Source organism: Aeromonas sp. SG16 (assembly GCF_024436135.1).
GTDB lineage: Bacteria > Pseudomonadota > Gammaproteobacteria > Enterobacterales > Aeromonadaceae > Aeromonas > Aeromonas jandaei.
In genome coordinates, this window is sequence record NZ_JANFNW010000005.1 from 255,197 (window position 1) to 264,792 (window position 9,596).

At 58.9% G+C, this 9,596-nt stretch carries 9 protein-coding genes; 4 read left to right on the forward strand and 5 right to left on the reverse strand.

Annotation, left to right across the window (positions count from 1 at the left end; genetic code table 11):
- Positions 1 to 189 precede the first annotated feature (189 nt).
- The 3 genes from NOM67_RS14475 to NOM67_RS14485 are packed head-to-tail and all read right to left on the reverse strand — an operon-like array spanning position 190 to position 1,670.
- Positions 190 to 582 (reverse strand): DoxX family protein, encoded by a 393-nt coding sequence (locus tag NOM67_RS14475; RefSeq protein WP_255938177.1) that lies wholly within the window; start codon positions 580 to 582, stop codon positions 190 to 192.
- A gap of 38 nt (positions 583 to 620) precedes the next feature.
- On the reverse strand, positions 621 to 1,307 hold the full coding sequence (locus tag NOM67_RS14480) for a pirin family protein (protein ID WP_255938179.1): 687 nt from the start codon (positions 1,305 to 1,307) through the stop codon (positions 621 to 623).
- A gap of 30 nt (positions 1,308 to 1,337) precedes the next feature.
- On the reverse strand, positions 1,338 to 1,670 hold the full coding sequence (locus NOM67_RS14485) for a hypothetical protein (protein ID WP_041210051.1): 333 nt from the start codon (positions 1,668 to 1,670) through the stop codon (positions 1,338 to 1,340).
- 258 nt (positions 1,671 to 1,928) lie between these two features.
- Between NOM67_RS14485 and NOM67_RS14490 the strand changes: the two genes are divergently transcribed.
- Positions 1,929 to 2,846 carry a LysR family transcriptional regulator gene (locus NOM67_RS14490; protein ID WP_071913210.1) on the forward strand — a complete coding sequence of 306 codons (918 nt, stop codon included), beginning with the start codon at positions 1,929 to 1,931 and terminating at the stop codon, positions 2,844 to 2,846.
- Between the two features lie 82 nt (positions 2,847 to 2,928).
- Here NOM67_RS14490 and NOM67_RS14495 read toward each other — a convergent pair whose 3' ends face one another.
- Positions 2,929 to 3,276 carry a hypothetical protein gene (locus NOM67_RS14495; RefSeq protein ID WP_124241444.1) on the reverse strand — a complete coding sequence of 116 codons (348 nt, stop codon included), beginning with the start codon at positions 3,274 to 3,276 and terminating at the stop codon, positions 2,929 to 2,931.
- 198 nt (positions 3,277 to 3,474) lie between these two features.
- On the opposite strand from NOM67_RS14495, the gene NOM67_RS14500 reads away from it, so the two are divergent.
- The 3 genes from NOM67_RS14500 to NOM67_RS14510 all read left to right on the forward strand — a co-directional run bounded on the left by NOM67_RS14500 (position 3,475) and on the right by NOM67_RS14510 (position 7,144).
- Entirely contained in the window at positions 3,475 to 4,197 is a 723-nt protein-coding gene (locus NOM67_RS14500; protein WP_041210048.1) for a response regulator, read from the forward strand.
- A 33-nt stretch (positions 4,198 to 4,230) separates the two neighbouring features.
- The gene (locus NOM67_RS14505) at positions 4,231 to 5,592 is read left to right on the forward strand and encodes an ATP-binding protein (RefSeq protein ID WP_208738058.1); all 1,362 of its coding nucleotides are present in this window, start codon (positions 4,231 to 4,233) and stop codon (positions 5,590 to 5,592) included.
- Positions 5,593 to 5,731: 139 nt separating this feature from the next.
- The gene (locus tag NOM67_RS14510; protein ID WP_255938180.1) at positions 5,732 to 7,144 is read left to right on the forward strand and encodes a transporter substrate-binding domain-containing protein; all 1,413 of its coding nucleotides are present in this window, start codon (positions 5,732 to 5,734) and stop codon (positions 7,142 to 7,144) included.
- Positions 7,145 to 7,189: 45 nt separating this feature from the next.
- On the opposite strand, the gene NOM67_RS14515 is transcribed toward NOM67_RS14510, so the two are convergent.
- A complete protein-coding gene (locus NOM67_RS14515) occupies positions 7,190 to 9,142 on the reverse strand; it encodes a ligand-gated channel protein (RefSeq protein ID WP_255938182.1) in 1,953 nt (650 codons plus the stop codon).
- Positions 9,143 to 9,596 lie beyond the last annotated feature (454 nt).

A 9,596-nucleotide genomic window follows, 5' to 3' on the forward strand; every position in this document is an offset into this window, starting at 1 on the left:
GAGGGAATTGTCGGGGATCGGGGGATAAGATGCAAAAGGCACTTGTGGCCAGCTGGTGGGCAAACCGCTGAACCATGAGGAGGGCCGCAGATTTGTGCAGCAGCCTCACCGACCCGGAAAACGCAGACAGAAAAAAGCCGGTGCAGGGCACCGGCCAAAAGGCATTGGAAAACTCAAACTGACTGGCTGTTACCAGTTTTTGCCGAGACGGGCATCCACACTGAAAACCCCTGCTCCGGCTGCCGCCAGCGCCAGGAAACCACCGGCGACGGAGACGTTCTTCATAAACATCAGCATCTGCATCTGTTCGGCAGGCTGGTAATGGAAAATAAAGGCGGCCATCAGGGTGAAACCGGCCATCAGCACCGACAGGCTGCGGGTAAAGAGACCCAGCATGATGGCGAGGCCACCACCCAGCTCAAGCAAGATCACCAGCGGCAGGATAAAACCCGGCACCCCCATCGCTTCCATATAGCCCTGGGTGCCGGCGTAACCACCGATCTTGCCCCAGCCCGCAATCACAAACATCAGCGCCAGCAGTACACGACCCGCCAGCAGCGCTACATCTTTCATCTTGTCCATTTCACTTTCCTCGTTTATCTCGTATCGCCACTGACCAATCAGGGCAGGTCAAATAACAGGGCCTGAGTGGCACTTGTCGCGACCAACTCCCACCGGCAATCATCACGACTGAGTACCCCGTCGCCGGGTCGGGCAGCCAGACCGTTGGCGGTCAGCTCCCCTGAAATCATCTGCAGGTAACCATGTCGGCCAGCCAGTGCCCAGTCGAGCGTTTCGCCCGGGGCCAGCTCCAGCCGCCATACGCGGGCCTGCTGGCGGATCACGAAGGATCCCGCCTCGCCATCCGGTGACGCTACCAGCGTCATACCCGGTCTGGACTCAATTTTCTTCTGCTGATATCCGGGTGGCGTGCCGACTTCATTCGGCTCGATCCAGATCTGCAACAGGGAGAGGGGTTCCGTCTGCGAGGGGTTGTACTCGCTGTGACGGATCCCGCTGCCTGCGCTCATCAGCTGGAAATCCCCTGCCGGGATCTGCTCGACATGGCCGAGACTGTCCTTGTGCTCTATGGTGCCTTGCAGCACGCAAGTGAGGATCTCCATGTTGGCGTGAGGATGGGTGGCAAATCCGCCACCCGGCGCAACCAGATCCTGATTGATCACCCGCAGCACCGAGTGTCCCATCCACTCCGGGTCGTAGTAGTGACCGAAGGAGAAACTGTGGCGTGCGTCCAGCCAGCCGAAGTTGGCCTTGCCTCGCGCCTCTGCGGCTCTCAATTTCATCATGGTGTGCTCCTCATCTATCCGGGGTTCGGTTTAGCGATCTTTACCACCGCCGAGACCGAACGGAATGCGATACTCGCTGCTCTCGCCAGCCAGGCTGACAGTCAGGTTGCCCTGGGTACGACCCGGGATCTTCACCTGCTGGGTGCCCATCAGGTTGGCGTGGACCGATGCCAGCAGATCGCCAGACTCGTCGCGCACTTCCAGCATCGGGTTGGCTTTGCCATCCAGCGCTGCGGTGGAGTGCCACTTCACAAACAGCACACCCGGGGTGGCATTGAAGTCAGCCGGTACGGCGGCGTGGGCGAAACCTGTGGTCATCAGGCCTGCAACGGCCAGCATCTTGATTACGTTTTTCATGTTCATTCACTCTCTTGTTTTATATGTCATTGCCAAGGCCAGCTCGGCCAGAATCAATGCATCCATGCAAGAGGTCATTCAAATAGTGTGTTGTTCTTTCACCGACATCAGACATGCCGATTTGGCCTGTCACAGTGCGGAACTTCCCGCATATTTGGCCGCTAGACGTTCCTGCCTAAGCGATGATTGAATATTAAAGGTGCTTGGCTTAACTTGTTAGCGAGATAATCTGGCGAACATATTCAAAAAAATTGAAGGTGAAAAATGGCCAAGGAGTCGAACAAGGAACGAGCACTCACCCTGGAAGCGATCCGGGTGCTGGATGCCATCGACCGCCGTGGCAGCTTCGCGGCGGCGGCCGACGAGCTGGGCAAGGTACCTTCGGCATTGAGCTACACGGTGCAAAAGCTGGAAGATGAACTGGATGCCATGCTGTTTGACCGCAGTGGCCACCGCACCAAGTTCACCCCGGCGGGGCGCATGCTGCTGGAACGCGGGCGGGTGCTGCTGGAGGCAGCCGAGCATCTGGTGGGCGAGACCCGGGCGCTGGCCCGCGGCTGGGAAACCGACATCACCATCGCCGTCGATGCGCTGGTGCCCTTGCAGGCGCTCTACCCGCTGGTAGATCGGCTGGCCGAACAGACCGATACCCGGCTCAGACTGCGCGCCGAAGTGCTGGCGGGTAGCTGGGAGTGTCTGGAGGATGGCCGCGCCGACCTGCTCATCTCCTCCCTCAACCCGGATATCGTCATGACCGGCATCAAGCATCAGGTGCTGAAAGAGGAGGTGATGCTCTATGTCGCCCACCCCGACCACCCTCTCCATCAGGAGCCGGAGCCCCTCGCCGACGAGACCCTGCGACGCTATCGCGCCATCGCCGTCGCCGATACCGCCCTGCGCAAGCCGGTGCTGACCTACCGCCTGCTCGACAAGCAGCCACGCCTCACCGTCAGCACCATGGCGGAGAAGCGCGATGCCCTGCTGGCCGGGCTCGGCATCGGCACCATGCCGCAGAGCTGGATTGAGGAGGACATCAAGGCCGGTCGGCTCAAGGTGATCAGCCCCGAGTACCGCCATCAGCTGCAGGTGGTGCTGGCCTGGCGCCGCGATACCATGGGCAAGGCCAAGAGCTGGTTGGTGCGGGAGATCCCAAAGCTGTTTCAAAACAACGGCAGCGAATAAGCGTCGTTTTGCCATAACAAAAAGAGAGGGGGAGCAACATGCTCCCCCTCTCTCATCTTCAGCACACCTTGTCAGGTATGACTTACTGGTTCGCTTCGGCAAACTTCTTCATCGCCTCTGCGTGTTTGGTCATACCGTCGGCACGCTCGTTGAGGTTCTTGATGAACTCTGCTTTTTTGGCCGGATCCTGAATGCGATCATAGCGTTGCTTCAGGTTGGCTTCGATCTGTTCCGGCGTCATGTTCTTCATGCGCGCCATCTTGTCGTGACGGCCACCGTGGTGTTTGCCGCCCATCATGCCACCATCCATCGGGCAATCCACCATGGCACCCGGCTCGGGAGCCGGGGCAGTTTGCGTGGCTGCATAGGCACCAATCGGCAGGCCAAGGATCAGGGTGGCGGTCATCAGAGTTTTGGTCAGCTTTTTCATGGTCTATCTCCTGTCGGATGATTCGGGTTCGGCTCTCTCGCCTTGCCCTCAAGTAAACACCCGACCGGTGTCTGAACTTTGCCAGCATCGCCCTTTTTTGTAGCAGAGTGTGGCATCAGGCGGATCTGGCACACTTTGACACAAACCACGCAGCGTATTTTCGTATACTCGTGCCAACGCCAAGCAGGGGAGGTATTCATGAATCAGGGCAGCACCCACATTCTGGTGGTCGACGACCACAGCGAGATCCGCGATCTCTTGAAGCGCTTTCTGGAACAGCACGGCCTGCGGGTCAGCTGCGCCCGGGATGGCAAGGAGATGAAACGGCTGCTGGAGGAGCGGGAGTTCGATCTGCTGGTACTGGATCTGATGATGCCGGGCGAGGATGGTCTGACTCTCTGCCGCGAACTGCGCGCCAAATCGAGCCTGCCCATCATCATGCTCACCGCCATGGGGGAAGAGACCGACCGCATCATAGGGCTGGAGATGGGAGCCGATGATTATCTGGCCAAACCCTTCAACCCGCGCGAATTGTTGGCGCGGATCAAGGCGGTGATGCGCCGCACCCAGGCGGATAACCAACCCGCCGCCGAGACCCTGACCCGGGATCTGCGCTTCGATCGCTGGCTGCTCGATATCAATCGCCGTGAGCTGGTCGACGAGGATGGGGTGGGTCTGAGCCTCTCCACCGCCGAGTTCGATCTGCTCAAGGTGTTTCTCGAACGCCCGCAGCGGGTGCTGAGCCGGGATCAACTGCTGGATCTGGCCCGTGGCCGCGAGGCGGTGGCCTTCGATCGCGCCATCGATACCCTGGTGAGCAGGCTGCGCCGCAAGCTGGAGCGGGACCCCAAGAATCCGGAACTGATCAAGACCATCTGGGGTGGCGGCTATATGTTCTCTGCCGATGTGACGCAGGTATAAGCGGTGAATGCATTGAAACAGCTGTGGGCACGGATGTGGCCCAAGGGGCTGACCGGCCAGATCATTCTGGTGGCGCTGGCGGGCTTGATCCTGATCCAGCTGCTCAGCATCCAGATCTACCGCTCGGATCGGGAGGAGGCACTCGGCTTCGTCAATAGCCGCAACGCCATGCAGCGGATCATCTCGGTGGTGCGGCTGCTCTCCCTCTCTCCCCCCTCGCTCTACGACGAGATCCTCAAGGCGAGCCGCAGCGAAACCCTGCTGCTGCGAATTGAAGACGAGCCGATGCAGCCCGACAACCGCAGCCCCCGCTTCGAGCAGCTGGTGCGCTCGCGCCTTGGCTATCCCCCCGCGCTCACTATCGAGATCAGTGCCGAGCTGAAAGAGGATGCCCAGCGCAGCAAGGCGTGGGAGCACCACGCCCGCATGATGCGGGATCGCAAGGGGCCGCCGCCACCGCGGGACATGCGGCTCTACGGATCCATCGAACTGCCACAGGGTGGCTGGCTGCAGTTTAGCTCGCTGGTCGACAAGGAGGCCGGCAGCTGGTCATGGCAAACCACCTTCAACCTGATGCTGGTCGCCAGTCTGGTGATCGGGCTGATGGTGCTGCTGTTTCGTCGCGCCACCCGCCCCCTCAAGCAACTGGCAGGCAACGCCGAACGACTGGGGCGCGGGGAAGATATCGAGCCCCTGAAAGAGGAGGGGCCGACCGAGATCCGCGAATCAATCCAGGCCTTCAACCGGATGCACACCCGGCTCGACCGCTTCGTGCAGGACAGAACCCGGATGCTGGCCGCCATCTCCCACGATCTGCGTACCCCCATCACCAGCCTGCGCCTGCGCAGCGAGTTTCTGGCCGATGGCGAGGACAAGGATCGCATCCAGCAGACCCTGCAACAGATGGAGCAGATGCTGGCCGCCACCCTCAGCTTTGCCCGCGAGGAGGGACAGCAGGAGGCTACGCGGGAACTGGATCTGGTCAGCCTGCTGGTCAGCCTGTGCGATGACTATGCCGATACCGGCCAGCCGGTTACCTGTCTGGCGGAAGGGAAAGAGGTCTACGCCTGCCGCGCCAACACCCTGCGCCGGGTACTGCAGAACCTCATCGGCAACGCCATCAAATACGCCGGCAGCGCCGAGGTCTCGCTGGAGCGAACTCGCAGCGAGCTGTTGATCCGGGTCTGCGACCACGGCCCGGGGATAGATCCGGCGCGACTGGAGGATGTTTTCAAGCCGTTCGTGCGGCTAGACGAGGCGCGCAATACCGAGTCCGGCAGCGTGGGGCTGGGCCTCTCCATCGCCCGCACTCTGGTACATCAACACGGCGGTGAGCTTACCCTGCTCAACCGACCTGAGGGCGGACTGGAGGCAAAAATCAGCCTGCCGCTGTGAGCCGTCACGGTATGAGTCCTGCTCGTTACGGCAATGCTGCCATCATGTAAACTTCATCGCCAGATCCCTTGTTCTTCCTCGTTGAAGGCAGTAATAATCGGCGTCTACAGACAGTGGCTGGCAATGGATTGGAGCAGGGATGGCTTCTTCTCGAATTGGACAAGCGTTCAGGGCAGGGTGTGGTTTTCTGCTGCTCATTATTGCCCTGCACGCCTCGGGAAAAGAGCCTGAAAAGCCCCTCGTCATCACCAACTCCAAGGCGTGGCAGCCCTTCTCCTATATCAATGAGTCGGGCCAGCCAGATGGCCTGCTGATCGACCTCTGGCGCGAATATGCTCGCGTCACCGGCCAGAAGATCGAGTTCAGGCTGGTCGACTGGCAACACTCCCTCGATCTGCTGCACGAAGGGAAGGCCGATGTGCATGCCGGTCTGCTCTGGTCACCGGATCGCGACAAGCTGTTCGACTATGGCCTCCCCCTCGCCCAGCTCGACTCCCAGCTCTTCTTCTCCAACGAGCTGCGCGGCACCGATGTCCACTACTACCTGCTCCATGAGACCGTCGGCGTCGTCGCTGGCGGTTATGAAGAGTACTACGCCAAGCGCTACTTCCCGAGCACCAAACTGCAGACCTTCGATGACAACGACACCCTGCTGGCAGCGGCCTTTCGGGGCGATATAAAGGCCTTTATCGCCGATCTGCAGGTCGCCAACTTCTACATCTATACCTCGGCAGATCCGACCCGCTTCATTCCGGTGCGCCACCTCTATACCGACCAGATCCGCTTTGCCGTCAAGAAAGGGGATCTCGCCCTGCTGGCCAAGCTCGAAGAGGGATTCGCCAGGATAAAGGAGAGTGACCGGGAGCGGATCATCCGCAAATGGATGCATGTCGAGACTGTCTACCCCATCCATCTCGGCCCCTGGCTACTGCTGGCCGCGGGCCTCATCATGGTGGCCTATATCGTGCAGCTGCGCCGGGCCGTCGCCAATCGCACGGCAGAGCTGAGCCGCGCCAATGCCCGGCTCGAAAAGCTGGCCAGCACTGATCCGCTGACGGGCCTCCTCAACCGGCGCGCCTTTATCCCGTCACTGGAGCAGCAACTGACCAGCGGCCCCCCCTGCGCTCTGCTGCTGTTCGACGTGGATCATTTCAAGGAGACCAACGATAAATTCGGCCACAACGTGGGCGACAAACTGCTGGAAAAACTGGCCGAAAGCATAGCCATCATCTTGCCGGAGCAGAGTCTGTTTGCACGCATTGGCGGTGAGGAGTTTTGCGTCCTGCTGCCGAGCGATAACCTGCAGGCGACCGGGTTGTGGGCGGCGTGCCTCTGTCAGGAAGCCAATAAAGAGCGGCTGGAGACCACACTTGGTGAAGTCACCCTTTCCATCAGCACAGGAGCAGTCTGGATTTCAGCCGGGGAGAGTATCGACACCGATCAGCTGCTGCGACAGGCAGACCAGCTGATGTATCAAGCCAAAGCCAATGGCCGCAACACCTGGCAAGCGGCGCCATATCAGGCGACCGCCTACCCGATCAATGCCCAATAAAAACGGCCGCCATCGGATGATGGCGGCCGTGAGGCATTATGTCTGTCAGAAGTTGTAGGTGACACCCAGATTGTAGCGGCGACCATCCAGCACTGTGCCATAGCTGCTGTAATCCACCGTCTTGTCGAACAGGTTGTAGACCCCGGCGGTCAGATCGAGATGCTTGTTGGCCTTGTAGACCAGCCCCATGTCAAAGAAGGTATAGGAGGGCGTACCCTCCGCCATCTTGACCCGGCTCAGGTACTCGGAAGTCTCGCCACGGAAGTTGACCCGCGACCAGAGGTTGAGATCCTCGGTGGCCTGCCAGTCTACGCTGCCGTTGACCATGTGGCGTGGCATCTGGTTGAGGGCATTACCCGCCAGCGGGCCACTCTTCTGCTCGGACTGGGTAAAGGTATAGCTGCCACTGACCGACCACTTGTCGTTGATCGCCCAATCCATCATGCTCTCGACGCCACGCATGTTCGCCTTGTCGACGTTGACCCGATCGCTGATGAAGTCATAGCTGTGACCATTGAGAGTACAGGCCGGATCGCTCTTGCTGGTGCAGCGACGAACTTCGGAGATCTTGTTCTTGAAGTCGGTGTTGAATAGGGTCACCCCGGCATTGAAGCCCTGATGGCCATTCCAGAGCAGGCCAATCTCTTCACTCACGCTGGTCTCGGGTTTGAGCTCCGGGTTGCCGACCAGCATCCCATCCAGACTGCCACCGCCGGTGACCTGACCCCAGTTGGCCGCAGACATCCGCAAGTCTGGGGAGCGGTAACCGGTTGATACGCCTCCTTTCAGGGTCCAGCTCTCATTCAGATGCCAGACACCGTAGAGGCGCGGACTCCAGTGAGAGCCGTAATTCTGATCCCGATCCATGCGGGCGCCCCCTGTCAGAGCAAAGCTGTCAGTGAGTGACCACTCATCCTCGACAAACATCGCCCAGCTCCAGCGGGTCAATTGTGTGGCCGGATTGGCCACTTTCAGGTTATTACCCTGATCATGCAGATCCTCATAGCGATACTGACCACCAACGCTCAGGTAGTGATTCCCCAGAATGAACTGGGTGTGGGTATCGGCGATGGTATTGGTGAGCTCCATCTTGCGGCCGGGGTTGGTGTTGGTCTCCTGCTGCAGATAGCTGCTGGAAGAGCCGAAATCATACTGACCATCATGAGTCAGCGCATAGTTGGTGCGCTCATAACGGTTAAGGCTATCCTTCGCCTTGGCATCCAGCGAGTTGCCTGCCGTGCGATCCCTATCCTGCAAGCTGCGGCTGGCCTCCAGATCGAAGCGGTTGTGCTCGTCGGGCTTGAAGCTGAGCACGGCCGTGCCACTGCGGGTCTCCTGCTCGGCAAAGCCTTGGGTAAACTTATCCTCGCCACGATGGGCCAGCTGACCATTGAAGCGCAGCCCCAACACACCATCGATCAGTGAACCTGCGGTATAGGCATCGGTCTGGAAGCTGTTGCCGGCATCTTTGTTCTCCTGGAAGGTCGAATCAGCATGAACCGAGCCCTGCCAGGCCAGACCGGTAGTCTTGCGGGTAATCACGTTGATCACGCCACCCATGGCATCTGAACCATAACGGGATGACATGGGCCCGCGGACGACCTCAATCCGCTCGATTGCCTGTAGCGGTGGTAACCAGCCCTGCTCGATACCGGGTCCATCACTATTGGGGCGGGTACCACGGCTATCCACCTTTTTGCCATCAACCAGCATCAGGGTGTATTTCGAGCCCATACCGCGAATGCTGATATCACTGCTGCTGCCCCCACCGGTCACCACCACACCGGGAACATCCTTCAGGGCATCGGTCACATCGCGATAGGCGCGCTTCTCCAGCTGTTCGCGAGTAATGACGGAGATAGATGCGGCGGAATCTTCGATTTTTTGCTGAAAACCCGAGGCGGTGACAACCATCACTTCCTGTTCGGAAGCTACGGCGTGAATAGAGAGAAGAGAACCGATCAGCAAGGCAAGCTTGCTTGGTTGTATTGTTGTCATGATTTGGCCTGAACGTTTCAAGTAGGAAAGTGGCGTATTCCCTTACTTCACTCGTTACAAGACCCGGCCTCCTGCCGGGGACGGTGATTAATAAATGCTTATTTGAAACGCAACTTATTAATCGGTCTGGATTGTAACGACCAGGACAAGATCAATCAAACAATAATCATTATCATTTATCTGATTGCAGTTAAACCTGCTCAGATGCGAGGCATCAGGCAAGATGGTTTATAACATCATGATTTGTAATGATAAGTTTACTTATAGGAGAGATTGGCAGGAGCAGGTTGCAAACCTGTGCTGATAACAACAGACCAGATACCTGGATTTCAGGCAATAAAAAAACCCCGCTCATTGAGCGGGGTTCTTAAATTGGATGCCTGGCAGTGTCCTACTCTCGCATGGCGAATGCCACACTACCATCGGCGCTACCGCGTTTCACTTCTGAGTTCGG